This is a genomic window from Melissospora conviva (assembly GCF_049523535.1).
Taxonomy (GTDB): domain Bacteria; phylum Actinomycetota; class Actinomycetes; order Mycobacteriales; family Micromonosporaceae; genus Melissospora; species Melissospora conviva.
This window is the reverse complement of sequence record NZ_JBLLDT010000005.1, coordinates 285,294-306,367: the sequence shown is the minus strand read 5'-3', so window position 1 is coordinate 306,367 and position 21,074 is coordinate 285,294. Positions and strand designations below refer to the sequence as shown.

Annotated in this window: 15 protein-coding genes and 1 riboswitch; of the genes, 7 read left to right on the top strand and 8 right to left on the bottom strand. The window is 71.8% G+C overall.

The window, feature by feature from the left end:
• Positions 1 to 5: 5 nt before the first annotated feature.
• The 8 genes from ACK8GG_RS14665 to ACK8GG_RS14630 form a co-directional block, all read right to left on the bottom strand.
• Positions 6 to 1,547, bottom strand: coding sequence for a phage tail sheath family protein (locus ACK8GG_RS14665; protein ID WP_440356559.1), 1,542 nt, complete (start codon positions 1,545 to 1,547; stop codon positions 6 to 8).
• Positions 1,548 to 1,689: 142 nt separating this feature from the next.
• The gene (locus ACK8GG_RS14660) at positions 1,690 to 2,223 is read right to left on the bottom strand and encodes an SUKH-4 family immunity protein (RefSeq protein WP_440356558.1); all 534 of its coding nucleotides are present in this window, start codon (positions 2,221 to 2,223) and stop codon (positions 1,690 to 1,692) included.
• A gap of 7 nt (positions 2,224 to 2,230) precedes the next feature.
• Positions 2,231 to 5,929 carry a phage tail protein gene (locus ACK8GG_RS14655; RefSeq protein ID WP_440356557.1) on the bottom strand — a complete coding sequence of 1,233 codons (3,699 nt, stop codon included), beginning with the start codon at positions 5,927 to 5,929 and terminating at the stop codon, positions 2,231 to 2,233.
• Between the two features lie 141 nt (positions 5,930 to 6,070).
• Positions 6,071 to 6,871, bottom strand: coding sequence for an eCIS core domain-containing protein (locus tag ACK8GG_RS14650; RefSeq protein WP_440356556.1), 801 nt, complete (start codon positions 6,869 to 6,871; stop codon positions 6,071 to 6,073).
• A gap of 185 nt (positions 6,872 to 7,056) precedes the next feature.
• A complete protein-coding gene (locus ACK8GG_RS14645) occupies positions 7,057 to 9,075 on the bottom strand; it encodes an ATP-binding protein (RefSeq protein WP_440356602.1) in 2,019 nt (672 codons plus the stop codon).
• Between the two features lie 2 nt (positions 9,076 to 9,077).
• Positions 9,078 to 9,737: a Pvc16 family protein gene (locus tag ACK8GG_RS14640; protein ID WP_440356555.1), complete on the bottom strand. Its 660-nt coding sequence runs from the start codon at positions 9,735 to 9,737 to the stop codon at positions 9,078 to 9,080.
• 2 nt (positions 9,738 to 9,739) lie between these two features.
• Complete coding sequence (locus ACK8GG_RS14635; protein ID WP_440356554.1) at positions 9,740 to 13,537, bottom strand: VWA domain-containing protein; 3,798 nt, start codon at positions 13,535 to 13,537, stop codon at positions 9,740 to 9,742.
• A 132-nt stretch (positions 13,538 to 13,669) separates the two neighbouring features.
• Positions 13,670 to 14,257: a response regulator transcription factor gene (locus ACK8GG_RS14630; RefSeq protein WP_440350839.1), complete on the bottom strand. Its 588-nt coding sequence runs from the start codon at positions 14,255 to 14,257 to the stop codon at positions 13,670 to 13,672.
• Positions 14,258 to 14,446: 189 nt separating this feature from the next.
• On the opposite strand from ACK8GG_RS14630, the gene ACK8GG_RS14625 reads away from it, so the two are divergent.
• From ACK8GG_RS14625 to ACK8GG_RS14595, 7 genes are all read left to right on the top strand, one after another.
• Complete coding sequence (locus ACK8GG_RS14625; RefSeq protein WP_440353708.1) at positions 14,447 to 15,751, top strand: COG1470 family protein; 1,305 nt, start codon at positions 14,447 to 14,449, stop codon at positions 15,749 to 15,751.
• Between the two features lie 108 nt (positions 15,752 to 15,859).
• A complete protein-coding gene (locus ACK8GG_RS14620) occupies positions 15,860 to 16,384 on the top strand; it encodes a hypothetical protein (RefSeq protein ID WP_440350837.1) in 525 nt (174 codons plus the stop codon).
• 123 nt (positions 16,385 to 16,507) lie between these two features.
• Positions 16,508 to 17,680: an acyltransferase family protein gene (locus ACK8GG_RS14615; protein ID WP_440353709.1), complete on the top strand. Its 1,173-nt coding sequence runs from the start codon at positions 16,508 to 16,510 to the stop codon at positions 17,678 to 17,680.
• 7 nt (positions 17,681 to 17,687) lie between these two features.
• The gene (locus tag ACK8GG_RS14610; protein WP_440350835.1) at positions 17,688 to 17,939 is read left to right on the top strand and encodes a hypothetical protein; all 252 of its coding nucleotides are present in this window, start codon (positions 17,688 to 17,690) and stop codon (positions 17,937 to 17,939) included.
• A gap of 227 nt (positions 17,940 to 18,166) precedes the next feature.
• Complete coding sequence (gene trpB / locus ACK8GG_RS14605) at positions 18,167 to 19,432, top strand: tryptophan synthase subunit beta (protein WP_440353896.1); 1,266 nt, start codon at positions 18,167 to 18,169, stop codon at positions 19,430 to 19,432.
• Positions 19,429 to 20,229, top strand: a complete 801-nt coding sequence (gene trpA, locus ACK8GG_RS14600; protein ID WP_440353710.1) for a tryptophan synthase subunit alpha — start codon at positions 19,429 to 19,431, stop codon at positions 20,227 to 20,229. The genes trpB and trpA overlap by 4 nt, the downstream gene beginning before the upstream one ends.
• Before the next feature lie 5 nt (positions 20,230 to 20,234).
• Positions 20,235 to 20,573 carry a YnfA family protein gene (locus ACK8GG_RS14595; RefSeq protein WP_440353711.1) on the top strand — a complete coding sequence of 113 codons (339 nt, stop codon included), beginning with the start codon at positions 20,235 to 20,237 and terminating at the stop codon, positions 20,571 to 20,573.
• Positions 20,574 to 20,781: 208 nt separating this feature from the next.
• A riboswitch (cyclic di-AMP (ydaO/yuaA leader) is annotated at positions 20,782 to 20,915 on the top strand.
• Positions 20,916 to 21,074 lie beyond the last annotated feature (159 nt).

The window sequence follows — 21,074 nt, the reverse complement described above, 5'->3', positions numbered from 1 at the left end:
TGCTGCTATTCGCTGACGATGCTGGTGCCGCCGGAGATCTGCGCCAGCTGGAAGATCACGAACTCGGCGGGCTTGACCGGCGCGATGCCGATCTGGCAGATCACCTGGCCGGCGTCGATGCTCTCGGCGGTGTTGGTCTCCCGGTCGCACTTGACGAAGAACGCCTCGTCGGGGGTGAGCCCGAAGAGCGCCCCGCGCCGCCACTCCATGACCAGGAAGGCGCTGATGGTGCGGCGGATGCGCGCCCAGAGCGCGTCGTCGTTCGGCTCGAAGACCACCCACTGGGTGCCGGCGAGGATCGACTCCTCGAGGTAGTTGAAGAGCCGCCGGACGTTGAGGTAGCGCCAGGCCGGGTCGGAGGAGAGGGTCCGCGCGCCCCAGACGAGAATGCCCCGTCCCGGGAACGCCCGGACACAGTTGACCCCGATCGGGTTGAGCAACTCCTGTTCCGTACGGGTCAGCTGCGTCTCCAGCGCCACCGCGCCGCGGATCACCTCGTTCGCCGGCGCCTTGTGCACGCCACGGGCGTTGTCACTGCGCCCCCAGATCCCGGCGATGTGCCCCGACGGCGGCACGAACCGGTTGGCGCCAGTCAGCGGATCGAAGACTTTGATCCACGGGTAGTAGAGGGCGGCGTAGCGCGAGTCGTACCCGGACTGGTCGGTGCGCCACTCGCGGACCTGCTGGGCGTTGAGCGCCGGTGGCGGGTCGAGGATCGCCATCCGGTCGCCCATCAGCTCACAGTGGGCGATCATCGCTGTCTGCACGGCCTTGACCGACTCCAGGTCGATCGCGCCGCGCTGGTAGGCCCCCATCAGGTCCGGCACCGCGACCATGGTGATCTCCTCGATCGCCTCCAGCCCGCCGAACCCGGTACGTTCGGCGGCGTCCCCGACGTAGTCGTCGGCGGCGATCTCGGCGGGCGCGGCGGTCGCCGGCGGTGCGGGGGCGAGCGCGACCTCGCCGCTGGGGCGGGCGAGCTGCCCGGCCGGCACTGCCTCCTCGACGGTGATCAGTGTCGAGCGTTCCCGGACGACGGTGACGACGTTGTCCTTGCCGCGTTTGGTGGTGACCGACTCGAAGGTCTCGGCGACCTTGCCGCCGCGCTTGACGACCAGGTTGAACCGGTCCTCGCCGGCGCCTTCCGGGGGGTCGGTGACCTCCACGCTCAGGTCGTCCGGCAGCTCCCCGCCGGGCAGTTCGCGGGCCACGACCCGGTAGGTGCCGAGGATGGCGTTCGGTCCGGCCCCCAGCGCGGCCGGGCTGCGGTCGTCGGCACCCTGCGCCCCGCCGACCCGCACGATGTACGCGGCCCCGCCGCCGTTGAGGAAGTACCCGTAGACGGCGTGGCCGAGATGGCAGTCCGGGGCGAACTCACCGAAGATCTGCGAGTACTGGCTCCAGTTCGCCACCAGCGTCGGGGTGTTGAACGGCCCCTGCGCGGCGAAGCCGACGAAGGCGGCGACGGCCGTGCCGACGCCCTCGATCGGCCGGGAGCCGGACTCCATCTCTTCGACGTACACGCCCGGCGCCAGGTAGTTGGGCATCCCGCCTCCTCGTCCCTCGTGGGTCGAGTCGAGCGTTGCGCGCCGTACGCCGGGGGGATACGGCCGTCAGGCCGCATGATCGGGAAGCCTTCGATGTCCTTTGAGGCAACGCGGCACCGACAACCTCCGGCACCCGCCGGTTTCACACGGTATGCGCCAGGAACTGCCGCCAGTAGTCCGACGTTTCCGCGGATGACTCCCGGTCGGCGGCCTGGAGACGGGCAAGGGTCTGCTCCAGGGTGCGCTGGAGATCCGATTCGGCCATGACGTTTCCTTCCTCCATCCGATTGAGCTCGAGCTGAATCAGGTAGAGGAAGTGGACCAGGATGGAGAGGGAAGAATTGACCTTGAGCAGGTCTTCCCCGCGCCACGAGAAGACCTCTCCGGTCGTCCCGTCGAGGAGCAGGGTGTCCTCATCGGGGCCGGAGCCGAGGTAAACCAGATCCTGTATACCCTCCGGTGGTGTGCGCAGGGCCTCTCGCAGGGTCAGACAGCCCTTGGAGAGGTCGTGGAAGAAATAGTAATCGCCAAGGCGTTCCGGTAGGCCGATCTGTAGGAGGACGTTCCTCGCTTCCTCCGAGGAGACCTTTCCTTCGATTCCCTCCGGGGTTGCTCGGGTGATTTCCAGGCCCCAGTGGTCGAACGCCGCGTGCAATTGATCATGATTTGGTGTCATGAAACCTTCATGCCTCTGCCTTCATCTTCTGAAGTTCCGCGTTCACCGCCGCTATGGCCTTCTGCAGGGCGGCGCCGGCTGACTGCAGGTTGAGTTGTTGAGGCTGGGTGAGCTGCCCGGACAGGTCCTGCTCCTCGAGGACCTCGACCGATACTCCTGATTCGGCCAGAATCGCCAGCGCCAGCTTGCCCTGATTTTTGCTCCGCTGGATCGTATACCAATGCTCGTTCGCCGGATTGCCTCCGTCGAGCTCCTCGGCCGTTCCCCAGTACCGCCCCGGCGTCGTGGGTTGCAGGGCTCCCGTGCCGGGCTCCATGAAACCCGAGCCGATGAATGCTTCGAACAACTTGCGATGATTGTCGACGGTCGACTGCGGCACGGTGGTGGGATTTGCTCTCGGTCCACTCATCTGCCCTCCCATGTAGAGGGAGGCGAACTTGATCCGCGCGTTGACCTCATGTCCGGCCGCCCTCAGGGACCTGACGAACCCGGCGATGTAGCTGGCGCAGTTCACACAGCAACTGCAGCCCACATGCATTTCGATGTTGATCTGGTGTGGTCCTGCGCCCCCCTCTTTCACGAATTCCTTGAAGTACTCCCTGAATCTCGCTGTCACCGTTTCTTCGGCGTGTGACTTCTGAGCCACTGTCGCCTCCTTACGGGCGGCGGCGTACGGCTGGCTCTTCGACGGACCGAACAGCACGCCGGTCATGCTGTTCGCCGCGAATGCACCGGTCGCCCAGGTGGCGCTGTTGCCTTCGCGCGCCTGTTCGTAGGAGAGAAGATGCTGGACGTTGCTGGCGGGAGGTGGAAGCCAGGCTGCCGCGGGGCTCGGCTTCGTCGGGTTGACCTTCGCGATCACCGTGAATCGCGCGCCACCGAGGAATTTCAGGGAGAGGCTCTTCACTCCCTTGGCTCGCCACTTGTTCAAGGTGGTGTTCAGGATGCCGGGGATGTCGCCGAGCCGGGCTCGTCTGCTGATCGCCTGGTACGCGTCGTGGGCTGCCGCGTCCGCAACCTGTTCCTTGCTCTTGCGGCTGCCGTCGGGATTCTCCTTGCGCCGGTTGCTGATGGTGTTTCTGGCCCTTGCCCAGATCTTCCTGCCGAGGCTGACGATCTTGTCGGTGATCCAGTTGACAACTCTGTTGACGGGCCTCGTCAGGGTTCGGAAGAAGCTCTGAATCCTGCCGGCGATGCCGCCGATGCCGAGGAGGGCGGCGAGCGCCCCGATGAGGACGGGGATCGACCGCGACAGGGCGTTCTCGATGAGCCCCGGCACGCCTCCTGCGCCGCCGCCCGCGATGGCGATGACGGCGTCGAGGATGGCGTGGACGAATTGGATGATCTGGGCGCCCTGGGTGACAACGAAGGTCATGAAGTCGATGATCATTTTGCAGGCGCGGATGAACGCCGAGGCGGGGTTGAGTAGCGAGATGATCCAGGTGATGCCGGCGATGAGGACGGTGGGGATCAGGTATTCGCTGATCTTTGACAGGAGGTTGCCTTTGAGGTCGCCGACCTGTCCGGCGATTTCGTCGGTCACCCCGGCGACGCCCTGGGACTGGAGTTTCTGCGCGACCGGCACGGTCTGCTCGACCGTGGTCATGGCTCGCTCGGGAACCCCGCGTTGAACGACGCGGGCGCGGATGCTGGCCCAGGTGAGGCCGAGCATGGAGGCGATCATGGTGATGATGCCGCGCAGGTCGAACTTGGCGGGCATCTGCAGGCCGGCGCCGGCCATGGCGCCGAGGAGCCAGCCGATCAGCCCTTTTTTGAGGTGTGTGCCGATGTTGCCGATGAAGAGTTTCAGTCCGGAGCCGACGGCGGAGGCGAGGTTGCGCAGGAAACCGATCGGGTCCTTGAGGATTGCCATGACCGCCTGCGCGGCTTTGGCGAGGACCCCCATCAGCATCTCTTTGAGCTGGAGGATGGTGTCGATGGCGCCCTTGACGGCGTCGACGGCCTTGGCGACCAGGCCCCGGTTCTTCTCCTTCTCGGCGTTGATCTCGGCGTCGACGGCTTTGAGGGCCTCGTTGTACTTCGACGCCAGGGTCTGCACCAGCTGCTTGCCTTTGGCGTCGACGGAATCGACGAGCTGGTCGAACTTGGCGGTGAACTGCCCGGCGGCCTGCCGTCCGATGGCCTGCAGGTCGGCGGGAAGTTTCCGCACGGCGGCTTGGAGTTGGTTGCGGCCGGCGGCGATGCGCTTCTTGGCGCGGTCGAGTTCGGTGCTGATGATGTCGGCGACGCCGGAGATGACCTGCTGCATGCGGGTGACGTAGCCCTGCCGGGCGGCGGTGAAGATCTGGTTGGCTTCGGCGGGCAGGCCGGCGAACTTGTCCTTGAGCCAACGGGCGCCGCCGAGCGGTCCGGAGTACCGCTTGTCCTTGTAGGTTTTCATCCGCCGTTTGTGGTCGGCGGTGAACGCGTCGCGGGCTGCTTTTTCGCCCTTGGTGAAGGCGGCGTCGACTTTTTTGTCCAGCCCGGACAGGATGCCCTCGACATCCTTCTTGGTGGTGTCGAAGACCTTCTGCAGGACCGCGGTGACCTTGGCGCGTTTCGTCTCGTCGGCGGATTTCGCCTTTTCCTTGCCCGAGTCGACCTGGCTGCCGGCCTGTTTGCGGTCGCCGGCCAGGGCGGTCATCGCCGTCGCGCCGGCCGTCGCGGCCTGCGCCTTTGCCCCGGCAAGGGTCTCTTTCTCCTCGGCGCGGACCTGAGCCGGAGCGGTCGCCGCGTGCTTCTCGGCGGCCTTCTTCTGCTTGAGCGCCCCGGTGAACTCCGGCTCGTTGGACTTGGCCAGTTGGTCGTCGGTGACCTTCGCGTCGGCCATCTGCCGGTCGACCTGGGCCGGGCCCGCCGAAAAGTCCGTCGCGGCCGGCGGCGCCTTGTCCGGCACCGCATTGCCCGGGTCCGGCCGGGCGGGCGTGGCCGGGGGTTTGTCGGCGACCAGCGGGGTGACGGGTTTCTCCTTGGCCGCCGACGTGTCCGGCGCGGCCTTGGTGGTGGTGGCGATCGCCTTCGCCGAGGCGTCCGTACCGGCGGCGACCTGTCCCTGCACCTGGCCCTTGACCGCGTCGGCGCGACCGGAGTCGCCGAACTTCTCGGCCTCGTCGAGGTTCTTCGGCGCCTGCGCCGCGATCGCCTCGTTCACCGCGGTGATGAACGCGGCCTTGTCGAAACTGCCCGGCTTCGCCGCGTTCATCTTCTCGGCGTTACGGGTCTTACCCTGCGCCTCCTTGTCGTCCGGCGGTGGCTTCGCCGCCCCCTGCGCCCTCGCCGCCTCCGACCGCGCCGGCGGATGCGCCGCCACCGTCTTCTGCTTACGCCCCACATCCGCCCGCACGGCCGCGAACTTCGACGACGCCGAAGCGGGCGGACGGCGTACCGGCGTAGCCGTCTCCACAGGAGCGCGCTGCACCGCGAGATCGGCAGCCGTCGACGACTGCGGTGCGGTCGGTTCGAGGGTCGGCGCGGCAGGCGAGGCGGAGACGATGGCGGCGGAGGTGTCGGGGGCGATCGTGCCGGAAGCGGTAGTGGTGGAAGGGGCGGTCGCGGTGGTGGCGCGTTGCGCCGGGACCCCGGGACCGGAACGCGGACTGGGGGAGCGCTGGGCGACCGGCTTCGCCGGGCGTGCCGCTTTCCGCCGCTGGGCCACCAGCGCCGACACCGCCCGGTTGCCGGCGGAGGCCTGGAGGCGCTGGGCCACCGCCCGGCTTAGGGGCGCCGTGCTCCGCGACCCCGGTGCGTCGGCGGCGCGTGATTCGTCGGCGACCGGAGTGGAGGCACGGCGGTGGACGGAGTCGCGCTCCGGACTCCGCTGCTCCGCCGCTGCCTTCACCCGCTGCCCCTACTCCGCTGGCGTTTCCTCGTCCTCTTCCACGTCCTCGGACTGGCGCTGCACGTACGTCTGCGCCGTCTCCTCCTCGCCCTCCTCGTACTCGTCGCCCGCGCTGCGCTGCACGTACGTCTGCACGTGGTCGTGCCCGTCGTCCTCGCTGTGCCGCTGCACCGGCGCGGCAGCGGTGGCGGCGACGGGAGCGGGCGGCGCGGGCGTGACGGAAGGCTGTGACATCAGCCGGTCGGCGTTGGCGACCGCGTCCCGTTCGAAGCGGTCCGACGGGTCGCTGACCTTCACCCCGCCGCCGGTGTCGGTGCCGTCGACCGGGCCGCTGCGCTGCTGCACCACGTGCGTCAGCTCGTGGGCGAGCATGTGCTGCCCCGCCGGGCTCGCCGGGTCGTAGGTGTCGCGCTGGAAGACGATGTTCGACCCGACCGTGTACGCCTGCGCGTGCACCGCCTTCGCCGACTCGTGTGCCGCGCCGTCGGTGTGCACGCGTACGTCACCGAAGTCCTGGCCGCCGAAGCGCGACTCCATGTCGGTGCGCACGGCGGACGAGAGCGGGGAGCCGCCGCCGGAGTTGATGACGTTGTGCACCGGCGAGCGCTCCTCGGTCGGCTCCATCAGCCCGGTCACCGCCGCGTTGCCCGCCGCCCGCTGCAGGCCCAGCAGCCCCTGAGCCCCGAGCACGTCCGTACGCCCCTGGGACGCTGCCTGCCCCATCAGCGCGTCGTGCTCGTGGGTTGCGTCCGGTAGCCGGTCTCCGGCGGGCCGGAGCTCCCCGGACTCGACATCCCGATGTCCGCGCATGCCGCTCCTCCTCGCCGGTCGACGGCACTCGAACCTCGACAGTGCAACGGCGCACCCGCCCGGTCGAGACGCCCCGGTGACGCCACCCGGGCAACCGCCACTGCCCCATCGGGCGATGCCGACGACTGCGGCGCGCGGCGACGCGCCACCCATCGGCCGGAGCGCACGAGCCGGACTGCCGGCGGTCAGCCGGCCAGCCCCAGGTACGGGCCGAACTCGCTCTCCAGCGTCAGCCGGCCGAGCTTGCGGTACTCGCGCCCTACCGCCCCGATCAGCTCCGACATCCCCACCGGCCGGTCCGCCCCGGCCGCCAGGTACGCCGCCGTCACCGCCGCCGAGCGGATGTGCCCGCCCGCCAGCTCGAACGCCTCCGCCAGGAACGCGAGGTCCACGTCGGTGCCGCGCGGCACCCGGTCGCCGAGGCAGCGTTCCCAGAGCGCCAGCCGGGCCTCCTCGTCCGGCACCGGGAAGTCGACGACCAGGTCCAGCCGGCGGGTGAACGCCTCGTCCAGGTTGGCCCGCAGGTTTGTCGCCAGCACCGCCAGCCCGTCGAAGGTCTCCATCCGCTGCAGCAGGTAGGCGCTCTCGATGTTGGCGTACCGGTCGTGGGCGTCGCGGACCTCGGAGCGCTTGCCGAAGATCGCGTCGGCCTCGTCGAAGAGGAGCACCCCGTTCACCCCGGCCGCCTCGGTGAAGATGCGCTCCAGGTTCTTCTCGGTCTCGCCGACGTACTTGTCCACCACCGTGGCGAGGTTGACCGTGTAGAGGTCCAGACCGAGGCTGCCGGCCACCACCTCCGCCGACATGGTCTTGCCGGTGCCGGAGTCGCCGGCGAAGAGCGCCGTCACCCCGTGGCCACGCCCGCCGCCCGGGCGCATCCGCCACTGCCGCAGCACCTGGTCCCGGTGCCGGGCCCGGCCCGCCAGCTCGTGCAGCAGCGCCAGGATCGCCGGCGGTAGCACCAGGTCCGGCCAGCTCACGCCCGGCACGATCCGCCGGGCCAGCCGCTCCAGCCCGGCCGCGTTCTGCGTACGGGCGCCGGCACGCAGATGCGCCTCGCCGACCGGCTCCCCGGCGGCGGCGGCGAGCTGGGCGGCGACCGTGGCGGCCCGCCGGATCGCCGGGGCGCCGAGGATGAACTGCGCCGTCGCCGCCGCCGGATCCAGACCCGGCGCGAGCGCGGCCGGCAGGGCGTCCCGCCAGACCAGCGCCCGGTCCGCGGCGTTCAGCGGCGTCACCTCCACCTGTAGCGGCGTCCGCGCGCTCCACACCGGATCCCAGGCCCGTGACCCGTAGGCCAGCACGGGCGCGGGGGCGGCGGCCAGCCGGTCCCAGATCTCCCACGGCTCGTTCCCCTCGACCGGGCCCACCACGATCCCGGCGCCGGTGAGGACCGACTCGCGCAGCAGCAGCATCGACAACTCGGGGCAGCGCGGGCTGTCGGCGAGCCGGGGCAGATCCACCACCAGCGCGGGGTGACCGGCGCGGGCCAGCGCGGCGACCGCGAGCGCGGCGGCGCTGCCGCCGGCCTTCTCGCGCAGGTGCACCAGACGGGCACCACCGCGGCTGAGCGCGTCGGCGAGCGCGCCGCTGCCCGGCGGTGGCGGACCCGGCGCGTCGGCCGGCTCGGCTATTCCGGCGAGCAGCGGCTCGCCGGTGGCGGTGCCGAGCAGGTACGCCCCGACCCGGTCCGGCACCCGCAGCGCCCGGGTCAGCACCGGCCGGTCCGGATCCTCGATGCGCAACAGGCCAAGGTCGATCAGCGGGGCGCCGGCGGCGAGCCGGCTCCGGGCCACGGCGGCGGCCTCCGGCAGCCCGCAGAGCCGCACCGCCAGCCCGACGGTGGCGCGGCGGCGGGTGACGTCGTCGTTGAGGTAGCCGTAGAACTGCTCGAAGCGGCTGTCCACATCGGGGGCGAGCGCGACCAGCAGCAGCGCCTCGTCCAGCGCGGTGAGCCCGGCGCGCTCCGCCAGCACGGTCAGCGGATCGGGGGAGTCCGGATCGTCGGCCGGCTCGGACCAGCCGGCGAAGGGTGCACGAGCGGCTTCCAGGGTGGCGTCCAGGGCCTCGTCGGAGAGGTAGAGCCCGCGGAACGCGTCGTCCGGGTTCGGGTCGTTCTCTCGCTGCCGTGCGACCGCATCGCGTACCGCGATCTCCACCCGCTGGATCCGGCGCAACAGTGCGGCCGTCACCGCGCCGGTCATCGTCACCGTCCCGCCGCCCGGCGGCGCATCGCCGGCCGGGCGGCGTCCTCGACGTGATGACCGGCCACGTCCGTCGCGGCCTCCTCGTCGGAGATGTCGCTGAGCCCGACCTGGAGCCCCTCGCGCACCGGCGGGCCGGCGGCGACGACCTGGCCGCTGTGCAGCGGCGTGCTCACCACCACGTCGAGCGAGGGCTTCAGCTCCCCGCCCAGCGCCGACCAGACGTCGGCGAACGCCCGGTCCTCCGGCGGCGGCAGCGCCACCGTCATCGGCACCGGCAGTCCGATCGCCGCCACCGAGCCGGTCAGCAGCGTCGCCGGCACCGCGTCGAAGCGGATGAAGCCGAGCAGCAGCGCCGAGAGCAGCCGATGCTCGTCCTCCGGGCGCTGGGTCCACGCCGTCACCAGGTACGACAGCTTGATGTAGCGGGGTGGGGCGATGCGCTGCACCACCCGCCCCTGCTCGTCGTACTCGTTGATCAGGCCCCGCGAGCGGCGGCGCAGGTCCTCGCGGATGTCGTAGAGGTAGACGTTCACCGTCGGGGCGTTGCGCCGGGCCGCCCACTCCTTCGTCGGGGCCTCGAAGACCACCTCGACTCCGGAGGAGGGCAGCGCCTCCTCCTTCACCAGCCGGCGCAGCGCCTCGTCGATCTCGTGGATCATCGCTAGTTCCGGCCGGTGAAGTCGGGCGGAGTCAACGAACGGGGTACGACCAGGAACGCCTCGGTGGTGCCGACGGCGGCGAACCGCGGGCCGGAGACCCGGGTGACCGTCAGGTCCCGGGGGCCGAGCCGGTCCTTGCGCAGGATCAGCAGCTGTACCCGGAAGGTGCCGTCCGCCGCGACAACGACGGTGTCCGGTGTCGCCGTCACACCCGGTTGCCACGCCAGCCGTACGCGGGCCCCGGGTGGGAAGTCCCGGCCACGCGCCTCGGTGACGAACCCGGGCGGCCCGATCGTCGGGGTCACCCGCACGGCCGGTGCGAGGACCAGCACGGGCGAGCGGGCCAGCCGGGCCGCCGTCCGGCCGCCGACCGTCGCCCCCAGCCGCGCCGTCACCGTGGCCTCGACCGCGGCCCGCGGCGACAGCCGTACGGTGATCGCGCGCCGCTGCCCGACCTGAAGCGTGCCCAGGTCGCAGCGCGCGGTGGTCGCCGTGCAGCCGGCCGGGAAGTCGGCCCCCGGGCGGAGCTCGGGGGGAATCCCCAGGGTCAGGAAGCTGCTGGCGGCCGGCAACCGCGAGGTGTTGCGGACGGTCACGGTGACCTCGACGGCGTCGCCGCCCACGTAGCCGGGCTGCCCGGACACGGTCACCGAGACGCGCAGGTCCGGGGTGGGCAGGGTCTGGAAGGTCGGCTGCGCGCCGACTCCGGCCACCAGGGTGGTGAGCGGGCCGCCGCCGGCCGGGAGCGTCACGATCGAGCTGCCTGCGGCGTCACCGAGGCCGACGGCGATCAGCCGGCCGTCCGGGCTCCACGCCGGATCGGCCACCCGCAGTGCCGCACGGAGCAGGACCCGGGGCCGGGAGCCGTCGGCCCCGGTCACGCAGAGCCCGGGCCGTTCGGCCTGGGCCGGCACCGCATCGATCACTATCGGACCACCGGGTGTGGCCGTCGGGCTGGGCGTACCCGGGTCGGTGGGGGGATCGGGCGTGCTCGGTGCGCTGGGTGTGGCGGACGGATCAGGTGTGCCAGGCGGACCGGGGGAGACCGGCGTGGGGGTGGTGGGGTTCTCGCCACCAGGGCCGAAGCCGTCGGTGAAGGCCAGGCTGGCGCCGTCGGGCGACCAGGCGGGTGCCCGGTCGTCGGTCCGGGTGGCGCACGGTGCCCCGACCCGGACGCTGAGGTCGTGCTGGTCGGTCACCGTGACGCGCTGCGCGATCCCGTCCGGCCCGCGCGCCGTGGCCAGCCCCACCGTCCAGATGCGGCCGCCCGTCGACCCGTCCGCCACGGTGATCGTCGCTACGTCCTGCCCGGTGCGGCCGGCGGCGTCGGTCGCCGTGCACGTCACCAGGGTCGCGCCGACCGGGAAGGTCGCGCCCGAGCGGTGACTGCAGTCGGGGGTGAGCGGTTCCCCGCCGGCGTCCGCCGCAGTGGCCTCGAACCGTACGGCCGTGCCCTGCGGGCCGCCGGAGGCGACGGTCGGATCGTCCACCCGGACGTAGGGCAGCGCGGGATCGGCGACCCGGACGGTCAGCAGCTGGGTCTCCTGCCGCCCGGGGGGCGGATGTACGTCCACGGTGAACCGGATCGTGCAGCGCAGCAGGGTTCCCGGCGCCACCCCGGCGGCGATGTTGATCTGCTCCCGGAACTCGGCCTTCGTCCCTGTCCGCGTCCTGGCAACCGCCGGAGTGACGGACACGTCGACGCCGTCGTCGCAGGCGAGCACGACGGCGCTGACGTCCACCATGAAGAGAGCGTCCTTGACCGCGTCGATCATCTGGTCGGGCCGGCTCTCCTGCGTCAGCCGCCCGCCGGTCACCGCGGCCAGCCGTCCGGCGACCCCGTCGCTGTTCAGCCCGTCCTCGATGACCGTGCCGACGATCGGCACCCCGATGAAGGTGATCTCGTTGCTGGTGAGTTCGCGGACCAGGGTCTCCTCGAGGATCGGCGTGTTGTCCGGCTCGGCCTTCACCACGCTGTACTGGTCGCCGATCAGGACGACGACGCGGTTGCTGCCCTCCCGGAACCCGATCCGGTCGTTCTGCGCGATCTGGCAGAGCGCGTAGAACCAGTTCTCGTCGTCGTAGTCGCTGTCGGCCAGGAGGCCGTCGACCGCCCGCTGGATCGCCGCGTCGTCGTCGGTGAGCGGCAGGCGCGGGTCGTAGACGTTCGGGTCGAGGTGGCCGGCGAAGGTCGCCAGCCCGAAGTGGGCGGTGGGCTGCTCGGCCCGTACCTCGTCGATCACCTCGTGGATGCGGGCCTTGAGCTCCTCGATGACGCTGCTTCCTCCCTCGCCGGGGCGGCCCATCGAGGAGGTGTTGTCGACCAGGAAGACGATGTCCGGGTCGGCCGGCAGCCGCGGGGTCTGGACCCGCTGCGGGTGCTCGGCGCTGCGGCCGGGCAGCACCGGCACGTCGATCAGCGGCCAGTCGAGGATGCTCGGCCGGGGCTGCGCGCTGCGGGCCAGCGCCAGCCGGCCGCCGTCGGGCGACCACGCCGGCTCCCGGTCCGTGCCGTTGAGGTGCGGCGGCATCGGCACCTCGCCGAGCAGGTGCGCGTCGGCCACGCGCAGCAGCAGGACCCGGCCGGATCCGTCCGCGTCGCTGCGGGTGAAGGCGAGTTGCGTGCCGTCCGGAGACCAGGCCGGGTCGCTGTCGTCGTCGCCACCGCGGGTGCCGGGCGGTGCGAGGATTCGCGGACCCCGGCCGTCGCTGTCGGCGACGACGATCCGCCGGCCACCCTCCGGCTGCTGCGCGGCGTACGCGATCATCGTGCCGTCCGGCGAGAAGGCGGGCGCCTCCTCGGAGAGGCCCGGCCGGGCAGTGAGATTGCGCCGGTCCTGCCCGGCGGCGTCGGCCGACCAGATGTCGGAGTCCCCGGCCGGCGTTTCGGCGGTGTAGACCACCTCCCGGCCCCGCCAGGCCGGCCGGCTCTCCGCCGCGGCCGTCCCGGCCACCCGCGTCAGCACGGCCCCGTCGAGCACGTAGACGTCCCCGCCGGTGTCGAAGCGGGTGGTGACCAGCGCCAGCCGCCGGCCGTCCGGTGACCAGGCCGGCTGGGCGGCGTCCCAGGGCGCCGGCACCGGGCGGCTCACCGGGCCGCCCGCCGCCGCGACCGTGGCGACCTCGGTGCGGCCGTACCGGTCGGTGGTGAAGGCGATGCGGGTGCCGTCGGGGGACCAGGCGGGTTCGGTCTCCGCGGCGGGACTGCTGGTCAGCCGCACGGTCCGGCCGCTCGCCACCCGCAGGACGTGCAGGTCGCCGGCTTCGTCGTCGCGGGTGCTGGCGAAGACGATCCGGGTGCCGTCGGGGGACCAGGAGGGGTGCGTGTCGTCGGCCGGATGATCGGTGAGGCGCCGTAGCCCCGAGCCGTCGGCGCCGACCACCCAGATGTCGTTCTGGCCGGAACGGTCGGAGGTGAACGCGACCCGCTGCCCGTCCGGGGAGAGGACCGGATGCCGCTCGGTGGCGGCGTCGCGGGTCAGCCGCACCGTCGCGCCGTCCCGTCGCCGCAGGTACAGGTCACCGCCGGGGTCGGCGTCGCCGCGCTGTCCCACCCAGACGATCGCGTCGTCGCGTACGTCGGCGTCGGAGTCGGCGAAACCGCGGTGGGCGGCCGCGAGCAGGTCACGGGAGGGCGCGCCGGGCACGGCCACCCGCAGCGCCGGACGGGCGGTGCCGGTGTACCCGAGTCGGTGGCCGGAGTCGGCCGGGGCCGCCACCGGCCGGGACGGGGCAGCCGGTGGTGGCCCGGCGGCCGTCAGCAGCGCGCCGGCCAGCAGGCCGGGGACGACGACCGCCACCCATCGTATCTTCCCGCGCACGGCGCCTCCGCAGTTTCGGCTGCCTCCACCGTGGTCGCGGCGCTGCCCCCCGGGCAGGTCCGGACGGCTCCGGTGATGGGGCACGACCGGCTGCCCGGGAGGGCAGCGTCCTCAGATGAGCCCGTTGCGCAGCGCGTACGCCACCGCGTGCGAGCGGTTGCGCAGATGCAGTCGGCTCGTCACGTCGTGCAGCACGTTCTTGATGGTCCGCGGCGAGTAGGAGAGCTTCGCGGCGATCTCGGCGGTGTCCAGCCCGTCGGCGACCAGGCGCAGCACCTCGACCTCCCGGTCGGCGAGCCCGGCGAAGGGCAGGCCGCGCGGGCCGAGAACATTGCGCTGCAGGGCGCCGACCTGCGCCAGCAGCCGCCCGAGCAGATCCGGTGGGACGGCGCCGTTACCCGCTGCCGCGGCCTGAATGACCTGCACCAGCCGGTCCGCGCCGGCCTCGGCGCGGCGGATCAGGCCACAGACCCCGACCTCCACCGCCGCGACGAGCCCGGCGTCGTCGAGCTGGGTGACCACGAGCACCAGTGCGTCGACCCCGCAGGAGCGCAGCGCGCGCAGGGTCCGCAGGGTCTCGTCGTCGAGGCCGTCGGCGACCACCACCGACACCCGGGCCTTGGCGAACTCCTCCGGTTCCAGCAGCAGGATCTCCGGGCGGGGCCGTAGCTGGCTGACCAGTCCGGCGCGTGAAATCATGTCCGTCGCGTGTAGAGAAACCGGAATGCGCACTTTGATCTCCCCAGGATCAAGTCGATAGATGCCGCTGAGTATTGCCGTGGCCACTATGCGTGCAGTTAACGTGGGCTCAACGGGCGAGGGAAACTGCCCCAAGGTCTTCCTCTCCGCCTCGGTTCGCGACACCGTTGCGCTCCCTACGGTCACGCCATGACCACGGATGCGAGTCTGGACCGCCCGGTGCTGGAGGCCGCGCCCGGCGACGAGGCGGTCTGCCTGCTGGAGATCAGCAACACCGGGCAGATCGTCGAGTCGTACGCGCTGGAGGTGCTGGGGGAGACCGCGCCCTGGACCGTGGTGGACCCCCCCACGCTCTCCGTCTACCCCGGCACCGCCGCGCAGGTCGCGCTCCGCTTCCGGCCGCCACGCGCCGCGAATGTGCCGGCCGCCGAGCTGCCGTACGCGGTGCGGGTGACACCCGCCGAGCACCCGGAGGAGGTGGCGGTCGCCGAAGGGGTGCTGCGGGTGCTGCCCTTCGTGGAGACAACCGCCGAGATCGTGCCGCGTACCTCCCAGGGGCGGCGCGGCGGACGGCACGAGGTGGCCGTCACCAACCTCGGCAACGTCGCGCTGCCGGTGGCGATCGCGGCGGAGGACCCCGACGACCGACTGGAGTTCGCCTTCCGGCCGGAGCAGCTCACCCTCGGCGCCGGCGAGGCGGCCTTCGTCGTCGTGCACGCCCGGCCCCGGCGGGTGCTGTGGCGGGGCCACCCCGTCACGCTGCCCTTCCGGGTCATGGTGATGCCGCAGGACGCGCCCCCGGCCGTGCTGGACGCCGGCACCGTGCAACAGCCGCTGCTGCCCCGCAACCTGGGGCGGCTCGTCGCCGCCCTGGTGGTGCTGATGCTGCTCGCCGGCGGAGTCTGGTACGCGCTGCTGCGCCCGGCCGTGACCTCACTGGCGAAGGAGGCCACCCGTACCGAGCTGGCGCCGATCGCCCGTAAGGCCGACGCCGCCGACACCACCGCCCGCCGGGCCGAGCAGCAGGCCGCCGAGGCGAAGGAGGCCGCGGGCGGTGCCCCGGCGCCGAGCCCGACCGCGAGCGCCCCGGGATCCGGGCTGCCGGGGGCACCCGCCGGCGCCACGGCGTTCAGCCGGCGGCTGGCCGCCGCCGGCGGGTCGGGGACGACCCGCACCGACGCGTACACCGTGCCGGCCCGTCGCACGCTGGTGATCACCGACATCGTGCTGCAGAACCCGCAGGGCGACGAGGGGCGGCTGGACCTGGTCGTCGACGGGGCCACGGTGCTCACGGTCGCGCTGAACAACTTCCGTGATCTGGACTACCACCTGGTCTCCCCGATCGAGGTGCCGACCGGGCGGACGGTGACCATGCGGATCACCTGCGGCCGTCCCGGACCGGCTCTGGTCGGGGCTTCCGGGGGCGCGCAGTGCCGGGACTTCGCCCTCCTGAGCGGCTACCAGCGGACGGTCGCCCGCGCGGCGCGGGACTAGCGGGGGGCCGGTGCGACACGGCGCGGGCTGATCGGATCTTTCGCACACCTGTCGGGTAGTTTTCTCCCTCGACCGCGCATCGACCCGCCGACAGGAGCACCACACACCATGGGCAAGAAGACCGTTCACGTCTCCGACTTCAGCGGCCGGATTCTGGCGCCCGAGGAGGAGGTCGTGCAGGTCGTCGTCGTGGACCATCCGGATCTGGTGGCCGGCCCGGTACGCCTGGACGCCACCCCCGAAGAGGTGGAGAGCATCGACGACGCCTCCCTCGACGTGGCGATCGTCGAGATCCACGACCGGCACGGCGGTGGCGAGCCGCGCCGGGTGGTGCTGACCGCCAGCGAGTTCGACGCGCTCGTCACCAGCGAGGTGCAGGTGGCGCAGCTGCTGCGTACCGCCGAGCGGGTCCGCCCGCCGAAGACGGCGCGCAAGTCTGCCCCGAAGCCGGACTACGCGACCCTCGAGCACGCCGGCAAGCCGCACCGCGGCGCCGTCACCGAGGAGGAGGCCCGCCTGGTCCGCGAGCACCTCGAGGAGATCAACAAGCGCCTCGCGGACGAGGGGCTGCGCCTGATCGATCCGGCCGACCCGGCACACGCCCTGCGATACGGATTCGCCTCCGCCGATTGACGGGATTAGGGTCATCCGTCATGGGGGAGAGATGTACGCGATGACGGCTGACCCTTCCCTTCCCATCCCGCGATCCAGTGCCGGCCGGACCGGTGTACGCCCAGGTGGCCGGCGGTGGTGAGCGTGACCGCGACCCCGCCGGACGCGCAGCTGCGCCGGCTGCCGTCCCTGACCGGCCTGCGCTGGGTGGCGGCCCTGCTGGTCTTCGCCTTCCACGCCGGCACGATGGGGATCATGACCGAGCCGCTCCTGCGGCAGGTCACCGACCGGCTCTTCAGCCTCGGCCTGTCGGGGGTGCAGTTCTTCTTCATCCTCAGCGGCTTCGTGCTGGTCTGGTCGGCCAAGCCGGGGGAGCGCAAGCGGGACTTCTGGCAGCGCCGGGTCGCCAAGATCTTCCCCAACCACGTCCTGCTCTGGGCGGTGGTGCTGTTGCTGGGCCTCTACTGGGGCAATGTCTTCGACCTGCGGGTGGCGCTGGCCAACCTCTTCCTGGTCCAGGCCTGGATCCCGGTCGGCGGCTGGTTCTACTCCGTCAACAACGTGAGCTGGTCGCTCAGCTGTGAGCTCTTCTTCTATCTCTGCCTGCCGCTGGCGCTGCCGACGATCAAGCGGATGCCGACCTGGCTGCTGACCGCCGTGCTGGTGGCCGTGCCGCTGCTGATCGTCGGCCTCTGGCCTGCGCAGCAGCTGCTGCCGGAGGAGATGCGGTGGTGGTTCACCCAGATCTTCCCGGTGGTGCGGTCGCTGGAGTTCTGGATGGGGGTGGCGGCGGCGGAGCTGTCACTGCGTGGCCGCTGGCGTGGCCCCGGTCTCGGCGTGGCGAGCGCGCTCTTCGTGGTCACCTGGCTCGCCGCGAGCTTCTGGATCCGTGCCGAACTCTGGGCCGCGCTGATGGCGGCGGTCTACGTCGTGGTGATCGCCGCCGCCGCGCGCAGCGACGTGCGGGGCACCTGGTCGCCGTGGCGAGGGCGGACGATGGTCCGGCTGGGCGAGATCTCCTTCGCCTACTACCTGCTGCACGTCTTCGTCATCGCCACGGCGCTGAGACTGCTCGGAGTCTCCGGCTTCGCCGGCTGGTGGGGCCCGGTCGCCGTGCTGGGCTTCCTGCTGCTCAACCTGGCCCTGGCCGAGCTGCTCTTCCGGTACGTCGAGACGCCGATGATGCGCCGGCTGCGCCCGCGCCGCCGCGGCTCCGGTGGCCGGCCGGACACTCCCCGGCAGCGGTCCGGCCCTCCGCCGCCGGTCAACGCCGAGGCCGGGGCGGCGCATTCCGGTCGGCCGATGATCACGCCATAATGGAGCGATGATCGCTTGGCAGTACGCCCTGCTGGTCCGCCGCCGCGAGGCGTTCGGGCAGAGTTTCCGTCTCACCTTCACCTGGTACGGGCCGGACGGCTCCCGCCGTGACGTCACCGACTACGGCGAGACGGCCATCATCCACCTCAACCGGGTCGGCGCCGAAGGCTGGGAACTCGTCTCCGCCGAGGAGGACGTCAACAACCTCGAGGGGACCACGGAGATCCACCGTTACCACCTGAAGCGGCCGGTGGGCTGATCGTGGGACGGCGTCGCACCCGCGGCCGTGCCGGGTTCGGCGCTGGGTAGGATTCGACCGCGCACCATCCACGCGCACCGGGGGACGATCCCCCGCAGGCGAGACACCCATCGCCGGCGCGGGGCTCGTCCTGACCGGGGCGTCCGAGCCCGGTCGGGTCCTACACCGCGTCGGCGGCCACCGGCTGCCGCGCGCACGATCAGAACGGACGGGGACGCGTGAGCAGCATCGGCGACAACTCCGCCACCTCAACCGAGTCGCTCGCCGGCCAGGCCGGCCCGTACTTCGGCCGCTTCGGCGGACGGTACGTGCCCGAGGCGCTGGTGGCGGCACTTGACGAGCTGGACGCGGCGTACCGGTCGGCGCTGGCCGACCCGGAGTTCACCGGCGAACTGGAGCGGCTGCACCGCACCTACACCGGGCGGCCCAGCCTGCTGACCGAGGCGCCGCGTTTCGCGGCCCACGCGGGCGGGGCGACGGTCTGGCTCAAGCGCGAGGACCTCAACCACACCGGCTCGCACAAGATCAACAATGTGCTCGGGCAGGCGCTGCTGACCGTACGGATGGGCAAGCGCCGGGTCATCGCCGAGACCGGCGCCGGGCAGCACGGTGTCGCCACGGCGACCGCCGCCGCCCTGCTCGGCCTCGAAGCGGTCGTCTACATGGGCGAGGAGGACACCCGCCGGCAGGCGCTCAACGTCGCCCGGATGCGGATGCTCGGCGCCACCGTCGTCCCGGTGCACACCGGCTCGCGCACCCTCAAGGACGCCATGAACGAGGCGATGCGCGACTGGGTCACCAACGTCGACGACACCCACTACCTGATCGGCACCGTCGCCGGCCCGCATCCCTTCCCCGCCATGGTGCGCGACTTCCAGCGCATCATCGGCGTCGAGGCCCGCGCGCAGATGCTCGAGCAGGCCGGCCGGCTGCCCGACGTCGTCTGCGCCTGCGTCGGCGGCGGCTCCAACGCGATGGGGATCTTCGACGCCTTCCTCGACGACCGCGACGTCGAACTGCTCGGTCTCGAAGCCGGCGGCGAGGGCGTGGAGAGCGGGCGGCACGCCGCCTCCATCACCGGCGGGGCGGCCGGGGTGCTGCACGGCACCCGGACCTTCATCCTGCAGGACGCCGACGGCCAGACCGTCGAGAGCCACTCGATCTCCGCCGGGCTGGACTACCCGGGCGTCGGCCCGGGGCACGCCTGGCTGCACGACACCGGCCGGGGACGCTATGAGCCGGTCACCGACGCCGAGGCGATGGAGGCCTTCCTCCTGCTGACCCGGACCGAGGGGATCATCCCGGCCATCGAGAGCGCCCACGCCCTGGCCGGCGCGATCCGCGAGGGCAAGCGCCGCGGCCCGGACGCGGTGATTCTGGTCAGCCTCTCCGGGCGTGGCGACAAGGACGTGGACACCGCCAGCCGGTACTTCGGGCTGCTGGACGACGAGCCGGGCAACACGCCGGTTCAGGGAGAGGAGCCGGTGGCATGAGCGTGCGGGCCACGATCGAGAAGGCGCGCGCCGAGGGGCGCGCGGCCCTGATCGGTTACCTGCCGGTCGGCTTCCCCGACCTGGAGACCTCTCTCGCCGCGATGCGGGCCATGGTCGCCGGTGGCGTCGACATCGTCGAGGTCGGGCTGCCGTACTCGGATCCGCTGATGGACGGCCCGGTCATCCAGCACGCCACCGAGCGGGCGCTGGCCGGCGGCACCCGTACCGCCGACGCCTTCGCCGCCGTGCGGACCGTGGTCGACGCCGGCGCCCCGGCCCTGGTGATGACCTACTGGAACCTCATCGACCGCTACGGCGTGGCGCGCTTCGCCGCCGACCTGGCCGCCGCGGGCGGCTCCGGGCTGATCACCCCCGACCTCATCCCCGACGAGGCTGCCGAATGGCAGTCCGCCTCCGAGGCGCACGACCTGGACCGGGTCTACCTGGTCGCACCGAGCTCCACCGACGAGCGCCTCGCGATGACCGCACACGCCAGCCGCGGCTTCGTCTACGCCGCCTCGCTGATGGGGGTCACCGGTGAGCGTGGCTCGGTCGGGTCCGGCGCCCGGGCCCTCGTCGAGCGGGTACGCGCCGCGGCGGACCTGCCGGTCTGCGTCGGCCTCGGCGTCAGCAACGGCGCCCAGGCCGCCGAGGTGGCGGCCTTCGCCGACGGGGTGATCGTCGGCACGGCCTTCGTGCGGGCGCTGCTCGACGCCCCGGACTCCGACGCCGCCGTGCGGGCGGTCCGCGATGTCGCCGAGGAGCTCGCCGCAGGCGTACGCGCCGCCCGGTCCTAACCCCGGTGGCCGCACTTCGTTCGCTGGCGCTCTTCGGCCTTGCCGCGTTCTTCGAGATCGGCGGGGCCTGGCTGGTCTGGCAGGGCTGGCGGGAACACCGGGGCCTGCTCTTCGTCGCCGCCGGTGTGCTTTCCCTCGGTCTGTACGGTTTCGTGGCGGCGCTGCAGCCCGACCCGAACTTCGGCCGGGTGCTGGCCGCGTACGGCGGGGTCTTCGTGGCGGGCTCGCTGGCCTGGGGTGTGCTGGTCGACCGCTTCCGCCCGGACCGCTACGACCTGGTCGGCGCACTGATCTGCCTGGTCGGCGTCGCGATCATCATGTACGGACCAAGATCCGCTCCGTAATCGGGTCGTGACTGTCGGTTCGAGTGGTTTTCGCTACTCTGCGTTGCATGCGGTGCCTGCTGCCATCGATTGCCGCCGGGGTCGCAACTGCGCCGTATGTGGCGAGCGGGCTCACGGTATTGGCAGGTCACAGCGGGTTGGCAGGAGGGTTTGGCAGCCCGTAGTGTCGATGCATCCGACGAGGTCCGCAGTCACTGACGGTGACACCGAGTTGGATCCGCTCAATCGTGAACCTACGAGCCGGGGACCCACAGCAACACCGGGGTGAATCCACGATCCGTGGTAGGGCCGCTTCCCGCCCGAACCCGTCAGCTAACCCGGTAGGCGGTTTCGGAAGGAGCAGTTCGTGCTGGACCAGCAACCACATCGATACCCCGGCCTGTCACGGCCGTCCTTCTCCAGGTTGGTAGTCCAGGCGGAGTAGTGCCCGGACACCGGCGTCTGTCGCCGGTGAGCCAGCGAGCACTGACCGCCCCCCGTGTCCTCACTGCCCCTGGGTTC